The following is a 23,686-nucleotide window of genomic DNA, read 5'->3' as shown; positions in this document are numbered from 1 at the left end:
TCGGAGCGTTTCCCGCACAGATCTGCTGGATATCCGGGCCGCCTGTGTCGACCTTGGCGTAAAGTCCGTCGATCGCGGCAAGCCGGTCAGTGCCGGTCAGGAAGCTGCGGGGTCGTTCTAAGGTACTCCTCGACGGCGTCACGCAACGTGGCGCCGATCTCGCTCATCCGGTCTTTCATCCGTTCGGTCGGACCGGAAACGAGCAACGCGTAACTGTAGGGCGGCATCGCCAATGGAACGGCGATGCCGGCCAGGTTTTCCGAATAGCCTTCGCTGCCCTGAAACCAGCCCCGCTCGAGAGACGCGCTGATGTCCGCCTCGATGTCCTCGAGGCTCATCAGCGTCTTCGGCGTGAACTGGGTGAACTTGGTCTTGCGCAGCACGTTCTCCCGTTGCGCCTTTGTCAGTTGCGCCAGAAGCGCCCGGCCGAGAACCGTGGCGAAAAGCGGTACGGTCTGCCCGACCGCGGCGGTAAACCGGACCAGGCTGGTCGACTCGTGAACCTGGTAGAACAGGGCCTGCGTGCCGCTGATCACCCCGATCACGGCCGTCTCCCCGGTGATTTGCGACACATGGGCGAGCAGGTTCTGCATGGCTTCCGACGGCGGCTCCGCCAAACGGATCTTCTCCACCATGCTGGCCCAGCGGGTCGATGGAAAGAAGCCGCCCTTCAATGCAGGCTCGTAGAGATATCCGAGCCTCGCCAGCGTCATCAGAAGATTGTATGTGCTCGAACGCGGCCACCCGAGATGGCGTGACACCTCGGCCAATGTCGCGGGCCTGCCGAAGTTGGCAAAGAATTCGAGAAGCTCAACGACCTGCGCCGCCTGCTTGACGATCTTCTCCTGACTTTCGCTGTTCATCGCCCCCCCTTCGCCACCTGTTCCAAACCCGTCGTTTCACGCAACATAAGCCCGTGTCGATCCGTCCGCAGCGGGAAAATGTCCGCGCGGAGCCTGCCGAGAATCACGCTGCGGGATCCTATGACCGGGAACACTTGGCTGCAATGGGGCTGCAATGGGCGCCGCAGATCCCTGCCGACTGGCATTGTGCCCGATCCTGCCTTTCCCGGTTCTTCGCTTTCCGGAAACCGCTTTAGTTCTGATCAGTTTCCTCTGCCAATGCCTGCTGGATCATGGTCGCGTGTTTCAACTCCTTGCCCTGCACACGCGACAGCGGTCCGGCAACCGTCACCGAAAACGGCCGGCCGCTCACGGTCACGGGAACAGATACCCCACCGAGGTCGGTGGAATAGTTCGAGGCGGAATGAAACCATCCACGTGCGCGCCCTTCGTCGATCCGTTGCAGGACTTCCTCCACGCTCTTGGGGGCATTCGGTCCGGAATCGTCAAAGGTGACCTTGTTGAGAATGACCTCAATGTCGCGCGGGGGCATCTGGGTAAGCAATGCCTGGCCGGAGGCCGTGATATGGATCGGGACCCGTTTGCCGGGCTTGGCGGCGTAGCGGATGGCCTGGAAGGATTCCACGACATCCAGAAAGACCGCGAAGACGCCGCTCGGCGCCGAAACCCAGACCGTTTCGCCCGTTTCTTCCGCCAGCCGGCGAAGTACGCGTGCCAGGGATTCCGGAAGCGGTTCGGCTTCGGAAATCGCCGAGATGACCTGCATCCATTTCGGCGACGGATAAAAGCCGCCCCGTGCCCGCGGTTCGTAGAGATACCCGTTTTCAACCAGCGTCGTCAGGATGTTGAACGCGCTGGAGCGCGGCCAACCGAAATGCCGGACCACATCCGCAAGGGTCGCCGGTTCCCTTCGCTCCGCAAAAAACTCAAGCAAACCCAACATGTTCTCGATCTGGCGGACGGTCATACGCGCTTCCTTTTACGGCCCCGAACCCCGAATGACAGGCTCCGGCTTCAGTCGGTGATTGACTTCAGATTCGTTTAGCGTTTAGCATTGTTTCAAATAGTGACGTATTTGTCCATATATAAGAACAAAATAGAGAGGAGAGCGAATGGGACCGCTGGCGGGCCTTCGCATTCTTGATTTGACGTCCGTACTGATGGGGCCGTACGCGACCCAGATCCTCGGCGATTTCGGTGCCGATGTGATCAAGGTCGAGTCGCCGGAAGGCGATGTCGTGCGTCAGATCGGCCCGGCGCGCCACGACGGCATGGGACCGCTCTTCCTCAACACCAACCGCTCCAAGCGCAGCATCGCTCTCGACCTGAAGAAGCCGTCCGGGCGTGATGCGCTTCTAAAGCTGGCGGAAAAGGCGGACGTCCTGATTTCCAATGTCCGGCCGCGCGCCCTGGCACGGCTCGGGCTCTCCTATGAAGAAGTGGCCACGGCCAATCCGGGGTTGATCTACGCCTCTCTCGTCGGCTTCGACCAGAGAGGCCCCTTTGCCGAACGGCCGGCCTACGACGACCTGATCCAGGGAGGCTCGTGCCTGGCCTACAGCTTCATCCGTGCGGGCCAGCGGCCGTCTTATGTGCCGTCCGCGATCGCCGACCGGATTGTCGGGCTGGCCGCCGTCAACGCAATCCTGGCGGCGGTGGTCGAACGGGACCGTTCCGGGCAGGGCCAGAAAATCGAAGTGCCCATGTACGAGACCATGATCACCATGGTGCTCGGCGATCACCTCGGCGGGCTGACCTTCGATCCGCCGCTCGACAAGGGCGGTTATGCCCGCCACCTCTCCCCGGACCGCAGGCCGTATCAGACCAAGGACGGCTATGTCTGTGCGCTGGTCTACAACGACGGCCACTGGCAGCGTTTTTTCCGCGCCATCGGCCGGCCGGATATGCCGGCAGCCGATCCGCGCATGGCCACGTTCGCAGCCCGCATGAAGCATATCGACGAAGTCTATGCCGAGCTCGGGCAGATCATGCTGACGCGCACGACAGCGGAATGGCTCGACATCTTCGACGAGGCCGATGTCCCTGCATTGCCGATGCATTCCTACGAGTCCGTGCTGGAAGACCCGCACCTGGTCGCGACCAACTTCTTCGAGATGGTGGAGCACCCGCAGGAGGGACCGATCCGGTCCATGGCCATCCCTGCGCAATTTTCCCGTAGCAAGGCCCGGCCCAGCCGTCTGGCGCCCGCACTCGGCGAACATGGCGAGGAGATTTTGTCCGAGGCGGGCTTCTCCGCCGCCGAAATCCAGGAATTACGACAATCGGGCGCCTTGTGCGCCGTAGAAGGAGACTGAGCGAATGGACTTCGCGCTGACCGAAGAGCAGAGGGCTATTCAAAACGCGATCGAGCGGATCTGTTCCCGTTTCGACGATGCCTATTGGCTGGAGAAAGACCGCAAGGGCGGCTTCCCGCATGATTTCTACGATGCCTTTGCCGCCGAAGGCTGGCTCGGGATCTGCACGGCCGAAGCACAGGGCGGAGCCGGGCTCGGCATCACCGAGGCAGCCCTCATGATGCGCACGATCTCCGAATCCGGCGCCGGCCTGTCGGGATGTTCGGCCGTGCACATCAATATCTTCGGGCTCAACCCGGTCGCGGTGTTCGGCACCGAAGAGCAGAAGGAACGGATGATCCGGCCGATGGCGGAAGGCCGTGCCAAGGCCTGCTTCGCCGTGACCGAGCCCAACACCGGCCTCAACACCACCCAGCTCAAGCTCCGGGCTGAAAAGCGGGGCGACAAATACGTCGTCAACGGCCAGAAGGTCTGGATCTCCACCGCACAGGTGGCCGACCATCTCTTGCTTCTTGCCCGGACCACTCCACTGGAAGAGGTATCGAAGCCGACCGAAGGGCTGTCGCTGTTCTACACCCGCTTCGACCGGGACCGGATCAAGGTGGCGGAGATCGAAAAGATGGGCCGCAAGGCCGTGGATTCGAACGAGCTCTTCTTCGAGGACTTCGAAATCCCCGAAGCAGACCGGATCGGCGAAGAAGGCCAGGGCTTCAAATACATTCTGCACGGCATGAACCCGGAACGGGTCCTGATCGCCGCCGAAGCCGTCGGACTGGGATTTGCCGCCTTGCGGCGTGCGGCGGATTACGCACGCGAGCGCGTCGTCTTCAACCGACCGATCGGGAAAAACCAGTCCATCCAGCATCCGCTCGCCATCTGCCAGGCGGAACTGGAAGCGGCATGGCTGCTGACGATGAAGGCCGCCTGGGAATACGACAACGGTCTGCCCTGCGGGGCTTCGGCAAACATGGCGAAGTACCTCGCCGGGGAGGCCGGCTACAACGCCTGCCAGACCGCCGTGATGACCCATGGCGGCTTCGGATACGCCAAGGAATATCACGTGGAACGCTATTTGCGGGAAAGCCTGATTCCGCGCATCGCCCCCGTTTCGCCCCAGCTCGCCCTCTGCTTCATCGCGGAGAAAGTGCTGGACCTTCCGAAATCATATTGAGAGCCCATTCCATGCCCGGACTTTACTTTGAGGATTTCGAGGTCGGCCGTCACTTCCGTCACGAAATCACCCGTACCGTGACGGAGGCGGACAACACGATGTTCAGCCTGATGTCGATGAACCCGCAGCCGCTGCATATCGATGCCGCGTTTTCCGAAAAGACGGAATGGGGACAGCGGCTTTTCAATTCCATGTTCACGCTGGCGATCATGGTGGGCGTCACCGTCCAGGACACCACCCTGGGCACCACGATCGGAAACCTGGGCATGACCGAGGTCCGCTTTCCCAATCCGGTCTTCCACGGCGATACGCTGCGGTCAGAGACCACGATCGTGTCGGTGCGCGAGAGCAAGTCGCGGCCGGAAGCCGGTCTCGTGGAGTTCGAGCACCGCTGCTTCAACCAGAACGACGTTCTGGTCGCCCAGTGCCGGCGCGTGGGTCTCATGCGCAAGCGCGGGACGGCCGCGTGATGCGCAGTTTTCTCTTCGTTCCCGGCGACAGCCAGCGCAAGTTCGACAAGGCGTCCGCTGGTGACGCCGATGCGCTGATCCTGGACCTTGAGGATTCCGTCGCCGCCAGCGCCAAGGAGGCCGCCCGGCAAACGGTAGCGGAGATGCTGCAGGCGCCACGCGGCGCCCAAGCGCGCTTCGTCCGGGTCAATGCGCTCGATACCGGCCTCACCCTGCAGGATCTTGCCGCCGTGATGCCGCATGCGCCGGATGGCATCGTCCTGCCGAAATGCGAGGGACCGGACGATCTGCGCAAGCTCGCGCATTATCTTGCGGCGTTCGAGGCAACCCATGATCTCGGCGAGACGAAGATCCTTGCCATTGTCACCGAGACGGCCGCTTCGCTGTTCACGCTCGGCCAGTACCGGGGTGTCGATCCCAGGCTGTGGGGCATGATGTGGGGCGCGGAAGATCTGGCCGCATCGCTCGGCGCGCGGGAAAACGCTGAGAATGCCGTCTATCACGAGCCCTTCCGGCTTGCGCGCAACCTCTGTCTGGCCGGTGCCGCAGCGGCCGGCGTCGTGGCGGTGGATTCCATCTGCGCGACCCTCGACGACCTGTCGATCGTGGAAACGGAAGCCAAGGCCGCAAGGCGCGACGGTTTCGGCGCCAAGGCGGTGATCCATCCCAAACACGTGGCTCCGGTCAACACGGCCTTCACTCCGACGGAAGACGAAGTCGCCTGGGCGCGGAAGGTGCTCGACGCCTTCGCCGCCAATCCGGACGCGGGCGTCGTCCGCATCGACGGCAAGATGGTCGACAAGCCTCATGAGCGCGCCGCGCGGGCGATCATGACCGCGGCAGACAAACAGACCTGAGGAGGCTGGAGAATGGGAGGAGGAACATTGACGGGAGGACCGGCGGCCAATGGATTTTCCAGATGGCTGGCGCGCGTCGAAACCGGCCTGGTCGCCCTTTCGACGCTGGCGATGGCCGCGATCATGTGCATCGTCGTGGTCGACGTTCTGATGCGTTATGCCTTCGCGGCGCCGCTGGCCTGGTCCTATGACCTCATCGGCCTTTATCTCGTCAGCGCCGTCTTCTTCCTCGCCCTGCCCGACACGATGCATCATCACGGCCATATCGCGCTCGACGTCTTCGCCCCGATGATGCCCGCAAAACTGCGGCATACGTTGCAGTCCCTCGGATACGGCGTCTCCTCCGCTCTGATCGCGGCCATCACATGGCTGGAATTCCAGCAGGCGGAAACCGCCTTTCTCGCAGATCAGCGGATCGCCTCGGTCATTCCCTGGCCAACCTGGATCGCACATGCCGTCTTGACCGTCGGAATGGCCGTTTTGTTCCTGCGCTGCGGCTACCGCGCTGTCTTCCATCTGGCATCAGCCATCACCGGAAGAGACCTGGTCGAAGTGCCGCCGCCGCCGATCACCGAAGACAACACAGCCTGGAGAGCGGAATGACCGTGACGATCGCACTTCTCGTGCTTGTGGCGATGCTCGTCGCCGGTCTGCCGGTGGCGCTGGCCATGGGCGTATCGGGCGCGGTGGGGCTCTACCTCTTCGGCGGCTGGCCGATCCTACAGGGGATCCTGAAAACCACGGCGCTCTCCACGGCCAACGGCTACGAGATCATCACGATCCCGATGTTCATTCTGATGGCCGAGTTCGTGATCATCTCCGGCGTCGCCAATGACCTGTTCCGCGCCGCCACGATCTGGGTCGGCCGGGTGCGCGGCGGTGTGGCGATGGCGACGGTGCTTGCCGGCGCCGGCTTCGGAGCGATTTCCGGATCTTCCACGGCAGCTGCGGCAACACTGGCCTCGACCTCTATTCCCGCAATGCTGAAGGAAGGCTACGAGCCCAAGCTGGCCTGCGGCGTGGTGGCGATCTCGGGCACGCTGGCCATGCTGATCCCGCCTTCGATCGCGCTCATTCTTTACGGCATCATCGCCGATATTCCGATCGGCCAGCTTCTGATGGGCGGCGTGTTGCCGGGCCTTCTGGTCACGGCGACCATCATGCTGACGATTGTCTTCCTCGTCTGGCGCGATCCGGACGCGGCTCCCGCGGGCCGTTCCTATGGGTTTGCGGAGAAATTCGCCTCGCTCAAGAGAGTGTGGCCGGTGGTGCTGCTTTTTACCGCCGTGACCGGCACGATCTACTCCGGCATCGCCACGCCTACCGAGGCATCCGGCATCGGCGCCTTTGCCGCGATGCTGATTGCCGCCTGGGAACGTCAGCTCACGCTGACGAAAGCCTGGCGGGCGATGCGTTCAGCCGCGCAGACGACCTGCATGATCCTGTTCATCATCCTGGGCGCGCATATCTTCGGGTATTTCTTCACGCTGACACGGGTCACCAACGACATGACGGCCTGGGTGGAAGGGCTCGAAATGTCGCGCTGGATGATCCTGGTGGTGATCCTGCTCGGATACCTGGTGCTCGGTTTCTTCATGGATCAGATCGCCATCCTGATCCTGACGGTTCCCGTGACACTGCCGCTCATTCTGCAGCTGCAGTTCGACCCGGTGTGGTTCGGCGTCCTGATCGTGGTGACGGCGGAGGTGGGCATGGTCACGCCGCCCCTGGGCATGAACGTCTTCGTGGTCGCCCGATACACGCGACGACCGTTGGGCGAACTCTTCAGCGGGGTGATCCCGCATGTCTGGGCGCATCTTATCGCAATCGCGATCCTGGCGGCTTTCCCCGCCATCACCTTATGGCTGCCATCGACCATGAGGTAGTCCAACAACTTCAAAATGGAGGAGGAATAGAAAATGAAGATCAGTAAGAAAGGTCTGTTGGCCGCCCTGATGCTGAGCGTCAGTGCAGGAACCGTAACAGCGCAGGAAGTCTCTCTGCGGGCTGCAAGCAGCCTGCCCGTCGGACACTTCATCGCGGAAAGCGTCTTGATACCGCTTATGGATAAGACCGGGGAACTGACCGGCGGCAAGGTTGCCTTCGAGTATTTCCCCGCCCAGCAGCTCGGCAAGGCCAAGGACATGCTGTCCCTGGCGCAGAGCGGGGTCGCCGATGTCACCTACGTCGGCGCGTCCTACGTCTCCGACAAGCTGCCGCTCAGCACCGTTGCCGAAGTGCCCGGGGCTTTCAAAACGTCGTGTGAAGGCACGATGGCCTTCTGGAATATCGCAAAGCCCGGCGGCCTTCTCGACAAGACCGAATACGCGCCGGAAGGCGTGCGCGCACTGGCAGCCCTCGTCTTGCCGCCCTACCAGGTCTTCTCGGCGACCGAGTTGAAAGGCGTCGACGACCTGAAGGGTCTCAAGGTCCGCGCCACCGGCGGCGCAAAGCAGATTGCGCTGACCGAACTCGGCGCAGTGACGGTCTCCATGTCCGCACCTGAAACCCGGGAAGCCCTGTCCCGCGGCACGGTCGACGCGATCGCCTTTCCGCACAGCTCGATCCTGCCCTACGACCTTGCTCCGCTTTTGAAGACGGCAACGGACGGCGCCAACTTCGGTTCCTTCGTGGCCATCTTCATGATCAGCCAGTCGAAGTTCGACAGCCTGCCGGAAGATGTTCAAAAGGCACTGACCGAGGCCGGTGAAGCCGCCACGAAGAACGGTTGCGAAACCGCCGACAAAAAGCTTGCGGATGACAAGCAGAAGATCGCGGACGGCGGTGTGAAATTCATCACGTTCCCGGACGGGGACATGGCGAAGCTGAACGCGGTCCTGGGCGGCGTGGGCGACAACTGGGCCTCTGATCTGGATGGCCGCGGCAAACCCGGCACCGAAACCCTCAACGCTTTCCGGGCAGGCCTGGATAGCAAATAACGCCGGTTGACCGGCAAAGATCCGATCCTGTTTCGGGCACGGGACGCCCTGTCGATCGACAGGGTGCTCCGTGCCCGTTCTTCTTGTGAATTCTTCTCTTTCTCCGAGCAGCCGCAGAGCCGGGCCTGGAACGTCAGGCCGACAGGTTCAGACTGTCCGCCACCTTCACGTTCCGCGTGAAATCGGCAAGGCCCGATTTCACTGGTTCCTGATGCAATAACTCCCCTTTTCTTGCCTCCGGATCGCGCAGTGTCGCGCGTCACAGGTCCCTCGCCCTTTTCCGCATTAGGTATTGGTCATCGGCGGCGCAAAGCCCGTCGAAGTCAACAACCAACAGGAGAAGCGCAGTGCTTCGTCGAACGATCCGCTAGCAGGCGAAACCAGGCATCCGTCTGACCGGACAGTCCGTTCATGGCGGTGCGGTGGAAGCCGAACAAATCTAGCGCAAACACGTCTGATCACTTGAGACACCGCAAGTCCCCCCGGACATGCGAACGGCCTTTTGCGGCCTGCCTCCAGCGGTCTGACCCCACGACCAAAGGAAAAAGTCATGCATATCGAGACCATCAGAAATTCCAACTTCGTCCAGCCCGCTAACCGCACGGGCGCAGAGCATCCGATTACACGGATTGCAGTCGACGCCACCCTCAAAGCAATCAGTCTCCTGGCTTCGGGGTACAACGACCTGCGCAAGTCCATGAAACGGAGGCGCGCCGAGGCGGAGCTGCTCGAGCTTTCCCCGGAGCTGCTGAAAGACGTCGCCCTGAGCCGGGACGGCCGTCACGGGTGGGTGCACAATCCGCACGCATGGAGGAAACAGGCATGACCGCGTTCTTGCTGACGCAGGATGCGTCGGTCCTACTGTCCGGGATTGGCGCGGTTGTGCTGCTCACAGCCGCGCCGGCCTTCCGCACACGCCGGACGATCCTGCTGACCCAGCTCGCCGCCGGCGCCTGCTTCGCCGCCCACTACAGCTTTCTGGGCGTCACCGTGGCGGCGGCGGTCAACATGCTCGGCCTGTTGCAGACGGGTGCCGCCCTATTTTCGACCCGCAACTCCACGATGACCTGGCTCGGCTACGGCCTCATCGTCCAGATGATCCTCGTCTGCCTCGCCTTCTGGCAGGGACCGATCTCCGCGCTGAGCATGATTGCAATGGTTCTGATCGCTTTCGGCCGGATGCAATCCGATCAGATTCGGCTTCGCGTCCTTCTGCTCGCCGGCGGGTCCCTCTGGATCCTGCATGATTTCCTGGCCGAGGCGTGGATTGCGCTCGCCGCTGATATCGGCGCCTTTGCCCTGGGCAGCGTCGCCCTGGCATCGCTTCTGGTCCGTATTCGGATCGAATGGCGCCCTGCCATGATGGCTGTCAACCAGCCTGCGGTCTGATCCGCATCGAAACGGCGGCCGCGCCCAGCACAATCGCAGGCCGGCCGGCCGTTCGCTGAATCCGGGCGCAGCCCACCGCCGATTACGGCAAAACGCTTCTGTTCTTTTGTGGATCTGTGGCCGCAGCCAAAGCGGCCTTCTGCTGCATCGCCGTTGCCTTGTTCAAAATGGTCAGGCAACAAGGTAAAACAAATGCAGGCCGGTGAATGAGACCAGAGTCATTGTTTACAAGTCTGTTGCGAAAAAATGGAATTTGACATGTCGGAACTCACCCAAACCGGAAACACTGCCGGGAACGCCTATCAACTGCCCCGATCCCAACGCTACCCCTCCTCGACCCGCCTGTTGCACTGGCTGATCGCAGCCCTGGTCCTGGCGACATGGCCGCTCGGTTTCGTCATCCAATTCATCAAGAATGAGGCGGCGCTTGATTTCTACCTGATCCACGAAAGCCTTGGCTTCCTGGTGCTCTGGCTCATGCTGGTGCGGGTCGGCAACAAGCTGATTGCCCGTAAAGTCCCGGCCGAAGGGCCGGCAATCGAACGGATGGCAGCGGCTTCGGTCCACGGTCTTCTTTATGCGTTCCTGATCATCATGCCGGTCAGCGGCTTCCTGGCGACGAACGCCCATGGCTTTCCGTTCAGCTGGTTCGGCGTACTGCCGATCTGGAGCCCGATCGGCAAGACACCGGATATCGCCTGGACGCTGTCTGCGATCCATGAATGGAGCGCCTGGATCCTGCTCGGGCTTTTCGCCCTGCATTTCGCGGCGGTTCTCTTCCATCATGTCATTCGGCGGGACACCACGCTCTACCGGATGATCTGACCGGTCCTGGCGTTATCTGTCCGCCCCCAGCGGTGAACAATGCGGCGGACAAGATGGCGGGCCGGTGTTGTAACGACATGTTTTTTTGAAAGTGCGAAAAATGAGCGATCTGGAGAACGTCGGAAAAGAAAAGCTCCTGAGCCGGAGTCTCATCTTTCAGGCGCTGGATGAGGAGAACAGGCGCGAGCTTGCCTCCTTTGCGCACATCAAGCGCTACTCCGCTGGAGACATCATCTTCAACACCGGAGACCCGGGCCAGAGCATGATGGCGATCGCGGAGGGGAGCGTGCGCGTCACCGTGCTGACCCCGTCCGCCCGCGAAGTCACCCTTTCCGAATTGAGCGCAGGCGATGTCTTCGGCGAGATCGCCCTGCTCGACGGCGGCGAGCGCTCCGCAAACGTCAAGGCCCTGACGAACTGCGCACTGGTTGTCGTCGAAAGACGGTCCCTGCTCGAAGTGCTGCAACGCGATCCGAAGCTGTCGATCCGGCTCATCGAGCTCCTGTGCCAGCGGGTGCGCCGGTCCGACGAGCGGATGATGGAAATCGCGTTTCTGGACCTCCCCTCCCGCCTGGCCAAGGCCTTGCTCCGGGTGACCGTCTCTGCACCGGGCAGCCCCGAAAAGCCCCTGACGAAACTGTCGCTCTCCCAGTCGGAAATCGCAGCCATGATCGGCAACACCCGAGAGAACGTGAACAGGTGCCTGCGCAAGTGGCAGCGCGCAGGGCTCATTGAACTCAAGGACGGATGGCTGATCATCTGCAACCGGCCACAGCTCGAACTCGTGGCAGATCCGGCCTAGGGTACGGACCCATAAAAGGAAATGCGGCGACCGTGCCTGGGCAGTGTCGCGCGTCACAGGTCCCGGCCCGGAAACTCCCGTAGGTATCTAGTCATCGGCGGAACGAACTTCACCGCCGAGTTTGAACCGAAAGGAGAACATCATGTTTCGTAAATCCATCCTGTCCGCAGTGACCATTGCAACTCTGGCCGTCGCAACGGCCGCGACCGGTACGACCTCCGCATTTGCGGGTGGCTACGGCTACAACGGTGGCGGTTACAGCTACAATGGCGGCGGCCACAAGAACGGCGGCTATGCCGGAAAGCACGGCATCCCGTCCCACGTCTGGAACAAGCACGTCCGCTGGTGCGGTGGCCGCTACAATTCCTACCGCGCCTGGGACAACAGCTGGCTGCCGCACTACAACGGTCACCGCAAGCAGTGCTGGTCGCCGTTCTACAAGGGCTGACCCAGTCCGACAGGAAACCGGCGCCGGTTTCGGCGCCTGGCTTTAAATGGAAAGGGCCCCTGGCATTTGCCGGGGGCCTTCCTTTTTGCGTTTTCCATTCCCCGACGAAGGTAGCCCTAAGCCACAGCAAGGCAGAACGGTTCCATCCGCCTCTGAACGAGACCGGCAACGGAACCGGACCATTCCCCTTCGATTTGCATCGCTCGTTCCGCCGTTTTGGCAGTGTCGCACGTCACACGTAACTGCCAGCGACCTCACCTAGATTTCTTTCATCGGCGGACGAACGCTGCCGCCGATCCTCTCTGGAAAAGGAAATCGACATGAAGAAGAAATGCATCATTACAATCGCAGCGACCGCCGCTCTGGCCGCCGTGGCAGCCGGTGCCGCAACGACCTCCGCATCTGCAGGGGGCTATGGCTACAACAGTGGCTACGGCGGCGGTTACGGCGGGGGTTCCAACTACGGCTATCAGCAGCATTACAAGGCCCCGCGGCCGAACCACCAGTGGGAGCAGCATGTGAGCTGGTGCTATGATCGCTTCGACAGCTACTATGCTCATGACAACACCTACCAGCCTTACAACGGTCCGCGCCAACAGTGCTGGTCGCCCTACTACAAGGGCTGATCCTCCACGACAGCGGCCCCGATCCTCCGGAACCGTACATCCATATCGCACAACCCCCGGACATGGTCCGGGGGTTTCCTTTTGCCTTTTATTTAGCCGGCTTATTTCTCGCAAATAGAGAGGTCAACCACTGCGTTCGATCCGAAACCGGTTCCGGTTTTAGCAGTGTCGCCCGTCACAGGTCCTGACGGCCGCACTCACATAACGTGTTCCTATCGGCGGAGAAACGGCTCCGCTGCCTACTACGCAGAAAGGACCAACCCATGATACGGAAATCCATTCTTTCGGTGACCACTGTTGTGCTGCTGTCATCCGCCGCCGCCGCAGTTGTCCCCACCTCCGCCTCTGCCGGCGGCTACGGCTACGGCTACGGCAACGGTGGCGGCTATGGCTATAGCTATGGCAACGGCGGTGGTTATGGTGGCTATCAATACAAGAAGCCCCGTACCTACCGTAGCCACAACGCCTACCAGGGCAACAACCCGCATCTTCGCTGGTGTTACAACCGGTACAGATCCTACCGGGAATACGACAACACGTTCCAGCCCTACAACGGACCGCGTCGGGTTTGCCTGTCGCCTTATGAAGAAGAACGGCTTGTCCTGTTTCCGGAAAACCCCGGCGTCGCACCTGATGTGCTGTTCAACAATGAAGCCCGGGCGGTCGATGCACCAGGGCAGCGCGATGAATTCGGCAACCTTCCGGAGGGCCGCCCTCAGCCGGCACCAGATGCAACTGCAGCCGGTTCGGACGACCTCCGGGACGCGTTCGGCAATCTGCCTGAAACCGCACCGGCGGCGGCACCCGCCGATGCGCCTATCGACAGCGAACCGGCTGCTTCCCCTGCTCCCGCTCCTGTAACGTCTGCCCCAGCACCCGGACCTCAGGGCGACGACGTCCGGACAGACGCGACCGGCCTTCCGGCTGGCGAACCGCAGGCTGCGGCAGAGGCCGGGCAAGCGGAGGCTCAGGCACCGGCCGCTGCCGAAGCAGACGACGTCAGTGAGGATTTGCTCCAGGCTCCGGCAGCAGGTGATGATCAATCCGGCTGACCTCTTGCCGCGACACCTCCACGATCAACAGGAACCCCCGGCAGCATGCCGGGGGGTTTCGATCGATCCCGCTTCTGACGTTTATCCGCTGACATCAATTGCACGCGTGGTTTCGAGCCGCATCTCCGGATACAAATCTCTACAAATTGGCAAGATGCGGAAATACATCAAACAACAGCAGCGCCGAGAATTGCTCAGATCTCGAGTTCACTTCGTGCCTCCGGAGCGGGTCGATGAAAATACTGCCGCTGGCGTGCTGCCGTTTGCCGAGGTTTCATGACCGTTGATTTTTGCGCTGCAAAATGTCCATCTAGCGCCATGGAAATCGACAAGAAAATCGTTCTGATCGTTGACGATGACCCGGAAATCCGCCGCCTGGTCGCCGGGTTTCTGCGCACGGAAGGGTTCGACGTCGAACTGGCCGGAGACGGCCGGGAAATGAACGGTGTCCTGGAAAGGATATGCCCCGACCTCGTCATTCTGGACCTCATGCTGCCGGGCGAGGACGGCTTGTCGATCTGCCGCCGGCTGCGCGCCGATCAGAACATCCCGATCCTGCTCCTGTCCGCGAAGGGAGACGAGACCGATCGGGTGGTCGGCCTGGAAATCGGCGCCGATGATTATGTGGTCAAACCCTTCTCGCCGCGGGAACTTCTGGCGCGAATCCGCGCACTCCTGCGCCGGTCGGGACAGCAACCGCAACAGCTGCATTCCCGGCGCTTTTCGTTCGACGGTTTCATTGCCGATCTCGACGCCCGCCAGCTTCTTACTGACGCCGGAGACCTCGTGCCGCTCACCAGCGCGGAATTCGAATTGCTGTCGTGTTTCGTCCTGCGCCCGCGCCGGGTGCTGTCGCGGGACCAGATCCTGGAATGGACGCATCGACGGATCGCCGATCCGATGGATCGGACGGTGGACATTCTGGTGTCCCGCATCCGCAAGAAGCTGGAGAACCAGAAACCGGGCTGCAACCTGATTTCCACCGTCCGCAACGGCGGATACCTGTTCACGGCCACCGTCAAGCAAGTCGGCTGACATGCGCGCCAGCCTGACCTTCCGGCTATTTTTTATTTTCTTCAGCCTGTTGCTCGCCTTCTGGACGATCTTCATCGCCTATTACTATGTGAAAAGCGACCTCTCCGCGGACGAGGTCAATCCGTCGCCAGAAAAGCTGGCCGCCATCGTGCGCCTGGTGGAAAAGACGCCTGGGCCGGAAAGAGACGCCCTGCTTGCCGGGATTCGTTCGTCCTATCTCGATCTCGACCTTCTGCCCATGAAACAGGCCGGTTCGCCCGGGCCGGACCATGAGCTCCTCGGTGAGCCGGTCAGCGCTCCCTATATCGCCGCCCTCGGCGGGCGGCTGCTTCATGTGGAATCGAACCAACGGCGCGTTCTGCTGCAGGGACTGCTCTGGGACAAGCTCCGCAGTCTGGTCACCCGGACCCGGCCTGCCCGCGCGCTGACCTTCCGGATCGCGGTGGGTGACGGATCGGTTCTGGTCGCAAGTTCCCTCGTCCCTGTCCTGGTCACCCCTTTCGGGCTGCCCGTCGGATTGGCTGCGGGACTGCTGGGCACCATCGCCGCCGTCATCGCCTTCGTGCTTTTTCACCGGGAGATCCATCCCCTGAAGAAGTTCGCCGCCGCCGTGGAGCGGATCGACCCCGCCGGCGACAGGGTAGAACTTCCGAGATTCCGGGCGAGCACACCGGAGATACGGACCCTGAGGCAAGCCTTCGAGCGTCTGCAGACCCGGCTGCAGTCGCTGACCCGGTCCCGTATGGCCCTGATCGGCGGCATCCAGCACGACGTGCGCAGCTTCGCGACAAGGCTGCGCCTGCGGGTGGAGGCCCTGCCCGACGACGACGAGCGCGAACGGGCGATCGCGGACATCAACGACATGATCGACCTCCTGGACAATGCGCTGCTGACGACACGGGCCGGTTTCGGCGCGCTCGATCAGCAGATGCTGGAATTGGCGGACTGGCTTCAGCTTGAGATTACCGATCTCAAATCCATCGGTCTCGACGTGACCTTCAACGCGTCGCCGGACGTGCAGGACCTGGTGATCCTCGGCGACCGCCTTGCGCTTCGAAGGATCCTGACGAACCTGATCGAGAATGCCGTGAAATACGGCACCTACGCCCGGGTCTCGCTGCTCCAGGAGAATGAATTCGCGTTGATCACTGTCGACGACGGCGGCCCCGGTTTCGATCCCAAAGAGGCGGATCTCCTGCTGGAACCCTTTGTCCGCGCCGAACCGTCGCGCGCCAGAAATACCGGCGGCGCCGGCCTTGGTCTTGCGGTCGCCCAGACCCTGGCGGAAGCCCATGGCGGCATGATCCAGCTCGCCAGGCATGCCAAAGGCGGACGGGCAACGCTGAAGCTGCCGATCTTTACGAGCTGACACCCGCATCTTCGGCTCAATCCCCCCAGTTACAAACTGAAACAAATCGATACCTCCCGTTTGCACGCGGTTCACGCCCGCTTCCTAGCTAAGGAAAAGGGCGGGTCCGGACGTGGCAGGCGGACCTCCAGGGGCGGTCCTTCATCAGGCGGCTGAAGCCGCCGGTCTTGAATGCATTGCCTGGGACTTTCCGGGCACGAAACTTGGAGAAGATTTATGAAACGCAGTCGCAAACTGGCACTTGCCGCAGGTGCTGCAGCCCTGGTCGGAATGGGTGCCCTTGCCCCGGCCAGCGCCGAGGCGGCCGGTGCCGTCACCGTATCCAATTTGAACATGCGCGCCGGACCGGGAACGGTCTACCCGGTCGTGCGTGTCCTGCCCGCGAATGCCTCCGTCGCCCTTTACGGCTGCAATGCGGGAACAACCTGGTGCGATGTCGGCTTCGGCCGCGACCGGGGCTGGGTCTCGGCCAACTACCTGCAGGTCACCTACCAGAACCGGACCGTTGTCGTCACTCCGGCGATCGCGCCTGCGATCGGGCTCGGCGTCGTTACCTACAACCAGGCCTACTGGAACACCTACTACGTGGGTCGGCCCTGGTATGGCCACTGGAACACCTATTACCGCCGTGCGGCCGGCGGGTGTAACGGCAACGGCTGCGGTGCCGTCGCGGTTGGTCCGAGAGGAGTCGCGGTCGGCGGCTGCAATGACGTCACCTGCGGCGGCGCCGTCGTCCGGCGGACACCCCGCGGCCCCGTCGTCCGCCACGGTTCCTTCAACAGGCCCTGAGCGGCGGTTTTCCCTCTCTTCCAACATTTCAAAGAAGATCGACATCATGAAAAAACTTGCAATCGCCCTCCTGGTTCTCGCGGCAACCCCGGCTGCCGCTCAGCAACCCCAACTGACACGGAACGATGCCCGCCAGATCCGGAACAACTGTGCCGCCGATGTTCAGAAGCTATGCCCCGGCTTGCAACCGGGGAATGGCCAGATCATGAACTGCATGACAGAAAAGAAGGACCAGCTGTCCGAAATATGCCGGCAGACCCTCCAGTCCATCAGGGCGGCAAAGGGGACCTGACGCCGGCGCGCATGATCGGGGCGTGTCGCGCGTCACAGGTACCGGGCCCGCTCACGACCTAGATCTTGGGTATCGGCGGGATAATCCGCCTGCAGCACAAACGAACAGGAGGGCCAGCTGGTCTTGCCCTCCCGTTCACCCAGCCGGCGTCTGTATTTCCGAAAGGAACGGCGTCCCTTTTCGAGGTTCAGGAAAATGACCGAGTTTTCTCCTTTAGCCCGCCACCGCACCAGACGGATTATCCGCTTCGGCGTTCCCCTGGTTCTCGCAGGTCTGGCCGGTGCCTTTTTCATGCAGCCGGGGCGTGGCGAACAGCATGCTCCGGACGTTCCGTCTCCGGTAATGGTTGCGGTCGTGAAGCCGCAATCCGCCACGGTGGAAAGGTATCTGCAGGAAACCGGACGGGTTGAGGCCACCAGCAGCGTTGCCGTCGTGGCACGCGCGACGGGAAGACTTGCCTCGGTCGACTACACCGATGGAACGGAAGTCAAAAAGGGACAGACCCTCTTCACCATCGAGGCCGATGAATACGAGGCGAAGGTCGCACAGGCGGAAGCGAGCGTTGCCCAGGCGAAGGCCAACCTGACCAAGGCCGAACGCCAGTACACGCGAAACAATGTCCTGGTTAAATCGTCCAGCGTCTCCCAGGCGGCGGCGGACGAGGCGGAAACCAACCGCGATTCCGCCCGTGCGCAACTGGCTTCCGCGGAGGCGGAACTGAAGCTCGCGAAGATCAATCTCGGCTACACGACCATCACCGCCCCCTATGACGGCTACGTTACCGCGCACAAGATCGATGTGGGCGCGCTGGTGGAAGGTCAGGCCGGAACCGAACTTGCCCGGGTCGTCACCCTCGATCCCGTTCAGGTCAGCTTCACCATTTCCGAGATGCAGCTCTTGCGGATCCGCAACAACATCAAGGACCGCAAGACCACCCGCGCGGACCTGATCAGGATCCAGGTCGAGGCGGCAACGCAGATCGATGAGGATTTCCCTCTGAAAGGCCATCTGGACTATGTCGCGCCCGAAACGGATCCGAATACCGGAACGCTTTCGGCCCGCGCCGTTTTCGAGAACGGTGAGCGAGCCCTGCTGCCCGGCATGTATGTGCGCATCCGCATTCCGATGAAGCCGGTCGAAGGCGCTCTTCTGGTTCCGGCCTCGACAATCGGAACGGACCAGCTCGGCCGCTATGTTCTGGCGGTCGATCCCGACGGGCAGGTCGAACGCCGTTCGGTCAGGCTGCTGCAGAAGACGGGAGATCTCCAACCCGTCGAAGGCGATCTCGCCGCGACCGACATGGTCGTGCGCAACGTGCTTTCCGGCGCCTCTGCCGGCCAGACCGTCAGCCCGCAGCTGGTCACCCTGCCGGGCAATGACGACAGCCGCAGCGCGTCGCTGAACACCGTTCGGATCGGAGGATAACCCCATGTTCTCGCGCTTCTTCATTCAACGGCCTGTCCTGGCGAATACCATTGCCTTCGTCACGGTGCTGATCGGGATCGTCGCCTATTTCGCCCTTCCGGTCGCCCAGTATCCGAACGTGGTGCCGCCGACCATTCAGGTCACCGCGCGGTTCCCCGGTGCGAACGCGGAGACGCTGATGGAAACCGTCGCCCTGCCGATCGAGCAGCAGGTCAACGGCGTGCCGGGCATGATCTACATGCAGTCGACCAGTTCCAGCGACGGCGCCTATTCGCTCACCGTCACTTTCGAAATCGGCACCGACAGCAACGACGCGCAGATCCTCGTCCAGAACCGGGTCGATGCCGCGATGGCGCGACTGCCGTCAACGGTGCAGAACCAGGGCGTTGACGTTCGCCAGCGCTCCACCTCGCTGCTGGCCTTCGTCGCGCTTAATTCCACGAACCCGGCCTATGACAGCCTGTTTCTCTCCAACTACGCCAAGATCAATCTTGTCGATCCGCTATCGCGCATTCCAGGCGTCGGCGGGGTCTCGATCTTCGGGGCCGGCGAATATGCCATGCGCATCTGGCTCGATGCGGACAAGCTGCACGCGCTCGGCCTGAAGCCGGGCGATATCGGCGCGGCGGTCCAGGCCCAGAGCCAGACCGCGTCCGGCGGACAACTCGGCATGCCGCCGGTTGCCTCCAGCCAGGCGTTCCAGACGGTCCTCGACATTTCGGGACGCCTGTCGGACCTGGAGGAGTTCGAGGACATCGTCGTCAAGTCCGATGCGAAGACCGGCGCCATCGTCCGGCTGCGCGACGTGGCCCGGATCGAACTGGGCGCCCGCTCCTACAGCCAGATCTTCCGTCTCAATGGCCAGTCGACGGCAGCCCTCGGCATCAACCAGCTCCCGGATTCCAACGCGCTTGCCGTTGCCGAAGCCGTCGAGGCGAAGATGAAGGAGCTGGCGCAATCCTTTCCGGAAGGGGTCAGCTATTCGGTGCCCTTCGACACGACCGCTTTCGTCGATGCCTCGGTCCACGAGGTCTACAAGACGCTGATCGAGGCCTTCGTGCTGGTGCTGATCGTCATCCTCCTGTTCCTGCAGGACTGGCGGGCAACACTGGTGCCGGCAACGACGGTGCCCGTCACCCTGATCGGCGCCTTTGCGGCCATGGCCTTGTTCGGCTTTTCCATCAACATGTCGACGCTCTTCGCCCTGGTGCTGGCAATCGGCATCGTGGTCGACGACGCCATCGTCATTGTCGAAGGCGCAGCCCGGCATCTGGAGGAAGGCCATTCCGCTCCGAAAGCCGCGGAAAAGGCCATGACCGAGCTGTTCGGGCCGATCATCGGCGTAACGCTGGTGCTGATGGCCGTCTTCCTGCCGGCCGCCTTCCTGCCCGGTCTGACCGGCCAGCTCTACCAGCAATTCGCGCTGATTATTGCGGCAACGGCCGTCATCAGTGCGCTCAACGCGATCACGCTCAAGCCCGTGCAGGCGGCCCTGTGGATGCGGCCGATCAAGCCGGTGGCTCAGCGCAATATCGTCTACCGCCTGTTCGACAGGGGCTACAAATGGCTGGAAGGGAAATACACAAACGGGCTGAGACGCGTGCTGAGATATCGCTATCCGTTTGCCGCTCTGTCCATGGGTATCGTCTGTCTCGCCTTCGTCGGACTGACGCGCATTCCAACCGGCTTTCTGCCTCCGGAAGACCAGGGCTATTTCGTGACCGCCGTGCAACTGCCGGCAGGCGCCTCCCTGGAGCGCACGGATGCCGCGCTGCTCGACGTGAAGACCCGTCTGGAAAAGGTTCCAGGTGTCGCCAACGTGCTCACGGTGGCGGGCGTCTCGATCCTCGACGGGAATGCGTCGCTCTCCAGCGCCGGCATGGCCTATACCGTGCTGACGCCCTGGGACCAGCGCGGACCCGAACAGGGACTGCTCCCCACCTACAAGGCGATCACCGCAGCGCTTTCGGACCTTGAGGACGGTTCGGCTCTGACGATCCCGCCTCCGCCCATTCAGGGCGTCGGCAACACCGGCGGCTTCTCCATGGTCGTCGAACTGACCGACGGCAGCGGCGATTACCAGCGCCTTCTTGAGACCGCGAACCGTATCGCCGAACGCGCTTCCAGCGAACCGGCCATCCAGCTGGCGCGGGTCAACGCAAACTTCTCGGCCCCGCTCCTGTCGATCGATGTCGACCGGACCAAGGCTGCGACCTACGGCGTGCCCGTGGACGATGTCTTCAAGACCCTCTCGGACTATATGGGCGCGTCCTTCGTCAACCAGTTCAGTCGGTTCGGGCAGACGTTCCAGGTCTATCTTCAGGCGGACGGCGACTACCGCAAGTCGATCGACGGCCTGACGCGGCTCAAGGTGACCAACTCGGCAAACGAACTCGTGCCCCTCGGCAACCTTCTGGAGGTCAAGGAAACGGTCGGCCCGGCGCTGATCTCGCTCTATAACCTCAGACCCTCGGTCACCATCAACGGACGGGCGGGCGCCGGGTTCAGCTCCGGCCAGGCCATGACCGTGATGGAGCAGGCCGCGGCCGAGCTTTCCGGCCCGGGAATCTCGAGCGAATGGACCGGGATCTCCTATCAGGAAAAGGTCGCGGGCAATCTGATCTATATCGCCTTCGGTCTCGCCGTTCTCCTCGTCTACTTCGTCCTCTCGGCGCAATACGAAAGCTGGCTCGGTCCGGTGCCCGTCATCCTGTCGGTGCCGCTGGCGCTGGCGGGAACGGTGGCGGTGCTGTTGCCGCTCGGCGTGCCGAACACGCTCTACACCCAGATCGGGCTGATCCTGCTGATCGCGCTTGCGGCCAAGAACGCCATCCTGATCGTGGAATTCGCCCGGGAGATGCGCATCCGAGACGGCCTATCGCTGATGGACGCGGCGGTCACGGCAGGAAGGCTTCGGCTGCGACCGATCCTGATGACGTCCTTCACCTTCATTCTGGGGATGGTGCCGCTGGTGCTGGCCAATGGCGCGGGCGCCTTTGCCGCCAAGTCGATCGGCGTCGCGGTCGTGAGCGGCATGACGATCTCGACGATCCTGTCGATCTTCGTCGTGCCTGCGCTGTTCATGATCGTCCGCAGCTTCGAGGAGACCCTGCAGACGTCAGGGAAGCCGGCGCGCGCCTAGAAAAACGCACAGGCACAGGCCATCACGGTCTGTGCCTGTGCCGGGACTTCAGACGACCGTAACCACCAGCGGTTCCAGGCCGTCGATGCGGGCCTCGAGCTTGTCGCCCTTGACGACCGGACCGACGCCGGACGGCGTGCCGGACAGGATGATGTCGCCGGCGGCCAGTTCGAAATAGTCCGACAGGTAGGAGATCATTTCCGGCACCTTCCAGATCATCTGATTGAGGTCGCCTTCCTGCTTCAAGGCCCCGTTGACATGGAGCGTCACAGCCCCGTGATCGGGATGCCCGATCTTTTCGGCGGGCAGGAGCAGGCCGACAGGAGCAGAACGCTCGAACGCCTTGCCGATTTCCCACGGCCGGCCCATGTCCTTGGCGATGCCCTGCAGGTCCCGGCGGGTCATGTCGAGGCCGACACCGTAGCCCCAGACATGGGTCAGCGCCTGGTCGATCGGGATGCTGGTTCCGCCCGATTTCAGGGCAACAACCATTTCGACTTCGTGATGCACGTCGGACGATTTCACCGGATAGGGAAACTGGCCCGAACTGTCGAGGTTGTCCGGATTCTTCTGGAAGAAAAACGGCGCTTCCTTGTTCGGGTCATGGCCCATTTCCACAGCGTGGGCTGCGTAATTGCGGCCGATGCAATAGACCCGGCGGACAGGAAATTTTGCATCGCTGCCAGCGACTGGAATGGCCGCCACGGGCGGTGGTGCAATCACGAACTCGGACATGGGAACCTCTTTGTTATTCGCTTGAGACTGTCATTTGCATGACATAGCGTACGTATCCTAGGCCATACCCTAAAGCGGGCTGTCCGTGTTGAAGAGTTCATAGCCTCCGGTTTCCCGGGCAACGAGCTTCGCCTTTTCGAACAGCGCGGTTCTTTCTTCCGGTGCGGCTTCCTGGCCCAGGTTGGTCACGGTTGTCATGACGCAGGCAATTTCCTGCTGCGCATCGAAGACGGGGACGGCCTGCCCGGTGATGTCCGGCAGCAGATGGTTGGTCAGTTCTGCCCAGCAGGAGGCCCGCACCCGCGCCAGCGTGTCCGCGGACGGCTTTTTCCCCCTGAAATGCTCCGGCTGCAGCCGACGCGCCGCCTCGATCCGGTCGGGGGGAAGAAACGCCTGAAACATCAGTCCGCAGGCAGTATTGTCCACCGGGAGTACGTCCCCCAGGCCGACCGAGCTGATGGTGAAATAGGCGCTGCGATACCAGCGCACCAGCGTCGGACCCCGTTCCGTCCAGATCGCGACGCCGCCGCTGGCCGCATGTTCCCGGACGAAATCCTTCATATGCCGGGCAGCGATCTCGACCGGGTCGATCCGTTTCAAAGCGCCGATCCCGATGCTGAGGGCCGAGGGCCCCAGATCGTAAAGCCCTGTTTGGGGGTCCTGCATCGCGAGCCCTTCCTTGACGAGGCTCTGCATATAGCGATGCGCCGTGGAACTTCCCGTGTCCGCGTGGCGGGCAAGCGCCCCCAGCGCCAATGGTTCTTCCGCATTGGCGAGTATGTTCAGGAAACGAGCGGCAATCGAAACGGACTGGATGGTTCCAGACCGTTTTTCGCTCTGAGAGCCGCCGTTTGTTCCTGCTTGATCAGACATGGATAGGGCCAAGAGAGTTCCTTCAAGAACAGCCATCGAAACATGGGCGGACCGACGCCCCTCCCCCCGGAACCGGTCCGGCCAGGGGCACGGATCGATACCGCGCGTCGGGACAGGCGAGCATCTTAGGAGCCGAATTCCCCCCGCGCAATCAAACGCCTGTCATTTTCCAGACACGCGGTCGGATCGCATTCGAGCTTGAGTCACAAAAATGCCACAGTTATTTATGAGTTAAAAACTCATATTGTAATGCGGAATGCTTTCTGTAT

25 protein-coding genes are annotated in these 23,686 nt (G+C 62.2%); 21 read left to right on the top strand and 4 right to left on the bottom strand.

The genetic code is table 11. The features are described from left to right. Nucleotides 1–86: 86 nt before the first annotated feature. Both ABIN98_RS28840 and ABIN98_RS28835 read right to left on the bottom strand, forming a co-directional pair. Complete coding sequence (locus ABIN98_RS28840; RefSeq protein WP_346915727.1) at nucleotides 87–863, bottom strand: IclR family transcriptional regulator; 777 nt, start codon at nucleotides 861–863, stop codon at nucleotides 87–89. Nucleotides 864–1,095: 232 nt separating this feature from the next. Continuing rightward, complete coding sequence (locus tag ABIN98_RS28835; RefSeq protein WP_346915725.1) at nucleotides 1,096–1,830, bottom strand: IclR family transcriptional regulator; 735 nt, start codon at nucleotides 1,828–1,830, stop codon at nucleotides 1,096–1,098. Nucleotides 1,831–1,975: 145 nt separating this feature from the next. Between ABIN98_RS28835 and ABIN98_RS28830 the strand changes: the two genes are divergently transcribed. From ABIN98_RS28830 to ABIN98_RS28730, 21 genes are all read left to right on the top strand, one after another. Further along, entirely contained in the window at nucleotides 1,976–3,178 is a 1,203-nt protein-coding gene (locus tag ABIN98_RS28830; protein ID WP_346915723.1) for a CoA transferase, read from the top strand. A gap of 4 nt (nucleotides 3,179–3,182) precedes the next feature. After that, the gene (locus ABIN98_RS28825; RefSeq protein WP_346915721.1) at nucleotides 3,183–4,349 is read left to right on the top strand and encodes an acyl-CoA dehydrogenase family protein; all 1,167 of its coding nucleotides are present in this window, start codon (nucleotides 3,183–3,185) and stop codon (nucleotides 4,347–4,349) included. Between the two features lie 11 nt (nucleotides 4,350–4,360). After that, nucleotides 4,361–4,819, top strand: coding sequence for a MaoC family dehydratase (locus tag ABIN98_RS28820; RefSeq protein ID WP_346915719.1), 459 nt, complete (start codon nucleotides 4,361–4,363; stop codon nucleotides 4,817–4,819). Continuing rightward, the gene (locus ABIN98_RS28815; RefSeq protein ID WP_346915717.1) at nucleotides 4,819–5,676 is read left to right on the top strand and encodes a CoA ester lyase; all 858 of its coding nucleotides are present in this window, start codon (nucleotides 4,819–4,821) and stop codon (nucleotides 5,674–5,676) included. Before ABIN98_RS28820 ends, ABIN98_RS28815 begins: the two co-directional genes overlap by 1 nt. A gap of 12 nt (nucleotides 5,677–5,688) precedes the next feature. Further along, nucleotides 5,689–6,279, top strand: coding sequence for a TRAP transporter small permease subunit (locus ABIN98_RS28810; protein ID WP_346915716.1), 591 nt, complete (start codon nucleotides 5,689–5,691; stop codon nucleotides 6,277–6,279). Beyond that, nucleotides 6,276–7,562: a TRAP transporter large permease gene (locus ABIN98_RS28805; protein ID WP_346915714.1), complete on the top strand. Its 1,287-nt coding sequence runs from the start codon at nucleotides 6,276–6,278 to the stop codon at nucleotides 7,560–7,562. Before ABIN98_RS28810 ends, ABIN98_RS28805 begins: the two co-directional genes overlap by 4 nt. 33 nt (nucleotides 7,563–7,595) lie before the next feature. Further along, nucleotides 7,596–8,615 carry a TRAP transporter substrate-binding protein DctP gene (dctP, locus tag ABIN98_RS28800; protein WP_346915712.1) on the top strand — a complete coding sequence of 340 codons (1,020 nt, stop codon included), beginning with the start codon at nucleotides 7,596–7,598 and terminating at the stop codon, nucleotides 8,613–8,615. A gap of 550 nt (nucleotides 8,616–9,165) precedes the next feature. Then, nucleotides 9,166–9,441: a hypothetical protein gene (locus tag ABIN98_RS28795; protein ID WP_346915710.1), complete on the top strand. Its 276-nt coding sequence runs from the start codon at nucleotides 9,166–9,168 to the stop codon at nucleotides 9,439–9,441. Further along, the gene (locus tag ABIN98_RS28790; RefSeq protein ID WP_346915708.1) at nucleotides 9,438–10,004 is read left to right on the top strand and encodes a YgjV family protein; all 567 of its coding nucleotides are present in this window, start codon (nucleotides 9,438–9,440) and stop codon (nucleotides 10,002–10,004) included. The genes ABIN98_RS28795 and ABIN98_RS28790 overlap by 4 nt, the downstream gene beginning before the upstream one ends. Before the next feature lie 258 nt (nucleotides 10,005–10,262). After that, nucleotides 10,263–10,829, top strand: coding sequence for a cytochrome b (locus ABIN98_RS28785; RefSeq protein ID WP_346915706.1), 567 nt, complete (start codon nucleotides 10,263–10,265; stop codon nucleotides 10,827–10,829). Nucleotides 10,830–10,929: 100 nt separating this feature from the next. Beyond that, a complete protein-coding gene (locus ABIN98_RS28780) occupies nucleotides 10,930–11,631 on the top strand; it encodes a Crp/Fnr family transcriptional regulator (protein WP_346915704.1) in 702 nt (233 codons plus the stop codon). A 142-nt stretch (nucleotides 11,632–11,773) separates the two neighbouring features. After that, nucleotides 11,774–12,079 (top strand): BA14K family protein, encoded by a 306-nt coding sequence (locus tag ABIN98_RS28775; RefSeq protein ID WP_346915702.1) that lies wholly within the window; start codon nucleotides 11,774–11,776, stop codon nucleotides 12,077–12,079. Nucleotides 12,080–12,399: 320 nt separating this feature from the next. Beyond that, on the top strand, nucleotides 12,400–12,705 hold the full coding sequence (locus ABIN98_RS28770) for a BA14K family protein (protein WP_346915700.1): 306 nt from the start codon (nucleotides 12,400–12,402) through the stop codon (nucleotides 12,703–12,705). Between the two features lie 263 nt (nucleotides 12,706–12,968). After that, nucleotides 12,969–13,757, top strand: a complete 789-nt coding sequence (locus ABIN98_RS28765) for a BA14K family protein (RefSeq protein WP_394701655.1) — start codon at nucleotides 12,969–12,971, stop codon at nucleotides 13,755–13,757. After that, nucleotides 13,741–14,037: a hypothetical protein gene (locus ABIN98_RS28760; RefSeq protein WP_346915698.1), complete on the top strand. Its 297-nt coding sequence runs from the start codon at nucleotides 13,741–13,743 to the stop codon at nucleotides 14,035–14,037. Before ABIN98_RS28765 ends, ABIN98_RS28760 begins: the two co-directional genes overlap by 17 nt. A gap of 38 nt (nucleotides 14,038–14,075) precedes the next feature. Continuing rightward, complete coding sequence (locus tag ABIN98_RS28755; protein ID WP_346915753.1) at nucleotides 14,076–14,792, top strand: response regulator transcription factor; 717 nt, start codon at nucleotides 14,076–14,078, stop codon at nucleotides 14,790–14,792. Nucleotide 14,793: 1 nt separating this feature from the next. Continuing rightward, the gene (locus ABIN98_RS28750; protein WP_346915696.1) at nucleotides 14,794–16,161 is read left to right on the top strand and encodes an ATP-binding protein; all 1,368 of its coding nucleotides are present in this window, start codon (nucleotides 14,794–14,796) and stop codon (nucleotides 16,159–16,161) included. Nucleotides 16,162–16,377: 216 nt separating this feature from the next. Further along, nucleotides 16,378–16,950: an SH3 domain-containing protein gene (locus ABIN98_RS28745; protein ID WP_346915694.1), complete on the top strand. Its 573-nt coding sequence runs from the start codon at nucleotides 16,378–16,380 to the stop codon at nucleotides 16,948–16,950. A 46-nt stretch (nucleotides 16,951–16,996) separates the two neighbouring features. Next, nucleotides 16,997–17,242: a cysteine rich repeat-containing protein gene (locus tag ABIN98_RS28740; RefSeq protein WP_346915692.1), complete on the top strand. Its 246-nt coding sequence runs from the start codon at nucleotides 16,997–16,999 to the stop codon at nucleotides 17,240–17,242. A 195-nt stretch (nucleotides 17,243–17,437) separates the two neighbouring features. Further along, nucleotides 17,438–18,667, top strand: coding sequence for an efflux RND transporter periplasmic adaptor subunit (locus ABIN98_RS28735; protein ID WP_346915690.1), 1,230 nt, complete (start codon nucleotides 17,438–17,440; stop codon nucleotides 18,665–18,667). A 4-nt stretch (nucleotides 18,668–18,671) separates the two neighbouring features. Next, the gene (locus ABIN98_RS28730; protein WP_346915688.1) at nucleotides 18,672–21,809 is read left to right on the top strand and encodes an efflux RND transporter permease subunit; all 3,138 of its coding nucleotides are present in this window, start codon (nucleotides 18,672–18,674) and stop codon (nucleotides 21,807–21,809) included. A 48-nt stretch (nucleotides 21,810–21,857) separates the two neighbouring features. Here ABIN98_RS28730 and ABIN98_RS28725 read toward each other — a convergent pair whose 3' ends face one another. Together ABIN98_RS28725 and ABIN98_RS28720 are read right to left on the bottom strand one after the other, a co-directional pair. Then, complete coding sequence (locus tag ABIN98_RS28725; protein WP_346915686.1) at nucleotides 21,858–22,544, bottom strand: fumarylacetoacetate hydrolase family protein; 687 nt, start codon at nucleotides 22,542–22,544, stop codon at nucleotides 21,858–21,860. Nucleotides 22,545–22,613: 69 nt separating this feature from the next. After that, the gene (locus ABIN98_RS28720; RefSeq protein WP_346915684.1) at nucleotides 22,614–23,417 is read right to left on the bottom strand and encodes an IclR family transcriptional regulator; all 804 of its coding nucleotides are present in this window, start codon (nucleotides 23,415–23,417) and stop codon (nucleotides 22,614–22,616) included. Nucleotides 23,418–23,686: the final 269 nt, after the last annotated feature.

It is taken from the genome of uncultured Roseibium sp. (assembly GCF_963675095.2).
Lineage (GTDB): Bacteria > Pseudomonadota > Alphaproteobacteria > Rhizobiales > Stappiaceae > Roseibium.
This window is presented reverse-complemented; position numbering and strand designations above follow the sequence as displayed.